1 protein-coding gene is annotated in these 1,662 nt (G+C 59.8%); it reads left to right on the top strand.

Annotated features, from left to right (window positions below; all coding sequences use genetic code 11):
* Positions 1–589: 589 nt before the first annotated feature.
* The gene (locus G4D87_RS37500; protein ID WP_163787551.1) at positions 590–1,420 is read left to right on the top strand and encodes an AHH domain-containing protein; all 831 of its coding nucleotides are present in this window, start codon (positions 590–592) and stop codon (positions 1,418–1,420) included.
* The last annotated feature ends 242 nt before the right edge of the window (positions 1,421–1,662 follow it).

Raw genomic sequence — 1,662 nt, 5'->3', positions numbered from 1 at the left:
CCGCAGCTCCTGCACCAGTCGAGTCAGCTCCTCGACTTGACGCTCGAGCTCCGCGATGCGCGCATCCTTGGGGTCGACCTCGGCCACGACACGCCGTGTCCCATGCCCCACGCCGCGTCAGCGAGCGACGAGCCTACCGTCGGCTGCTGGCCTGCTCCTTCTTCAACCGCTCATCCCACCTGAACGCTTACGGCTCATCAACGTCCTTTGGGGAAGTCCGAGCGTAGCCCTTTCCGAGGAACTCGCTCAGGCGCCTGGTTGGGAAGAATGGGAGGCCGAGAAACCCCTACTCTCGGAGCAGCCGTTGCTCCTGCACTATTGGATGCTGGCGCACTACTTCCTGGGAAACGACGCCGCTTGTAAGGAGGCGCTGTCTCATGGGGCCATGTCCGCAGCGGAGCCCACGCGATGGGTGGCCGGTCTGGTCAGACGACTGCACGAACATCCCGAAACAGCTCACATCCATCGCACGGGGACCCGAGAGTTGGCGGAACTTCGTCGGCAGGTACGCGCCGCCGCACGTCCTGACCAGCTCTCGGGTCGTTGATGTCCCTCCCCCATCTTTCCGCTTTCCATCTCTGAGGCCACCATGAGCAGTGACAACGAACATCTGGTCGACTGGGTTGAGAACGAGCATGAGACCAGCCCCAAGGCAACGGGCTGTCTATGGCGTCATGAGGAGTATGACGGCACGAGATATCCTCGCTGCAACTACCGCAAAAATGCCCACGACTACTCCAAGGACAGCGAGCGGGGTATCTATAATGTCCCCAATATGCGGAGCCCGGAGCGTTGGGTTCAGGTGTGGGTGGACCGGTTGCTGCCCAGCATGCAGAAAGCGAAGACGACGACCGCCAAGGGACGGAAAGTCCCCCTGAAGAATCCGGATGGCAGCTTCGTCATGACGCCCATGCATAACAGCACGCCTGCAAGCCCGGACATGGGCGGTTGGGACGTGGAAAAGGATGGGAACTTTTCCACGGACAAGGTCCCCTATTGGCACAACACGCATCACGTCATTGCCTGCGGCGAAATCGTGCAAGTCTTCTCTGCTGAGCGGGAACAGCGCCTCCTCGTGAAGTCGCGCTGGAACATCAACGAGATGCCGAACGTGATCATCCTTCCCAAGCAGTTCGCCGTCGCGCGCATTCTCAAGCTGCCGACCCACGTGCCGCCGAACGGCAAGCAGAACCACAGCAACTATAGCAAGCGGCTGGGTACGAAGCTCAATGATATCAAAGCAAAGCTCGTGGCCAACGGTGCGAAAACGGGACACGAACTGACGGATGACAACAAGGATGCTTGTCGAAAGGAGTTGGAGAAGGCCTCTCTGGCGTTGCGCCAGTTTCTGCTTGAGTCTGGAGAGAAGAATCCAGGTATCAATATCGACAATCTGACCTTCGACAGTGTCAACTGGTAACGTCTGCCGTGACTGCTTACTTTATACTTCAGGCGCAGTCGACCCAGGATGGCTGCGTTCTAGAGCGATATCCCGCGACCTTCGAGGCGCTCTGGCAAGCGACGGAGGGCGCTCCCTGAGCGATCCCCGCATTTGAGCGAGCGGCTCGCCAGGCGCCTACCTGACAGCTCCGTGCGAAGCAGAGTGGTGGGGTACAGGAGGAGAGGCCATGCTGGTACGCAAGGTGGCCATCAACGAAGAGC

Origin of the sequence: Myxococcus vastator, assembly GCF_010894475.1 — a bacterium.
GTDB lineage: Bacteria > Myxococcota > Myxococcia > Myxococcales > Myxococcaceae > Myxococcus > Myxococcus vastator.
The sequence above is the reverse complement of the archived record's forward strand: the minus strand, read 5'-3'. Positions and strand labels throughout refer to the sequence as shown.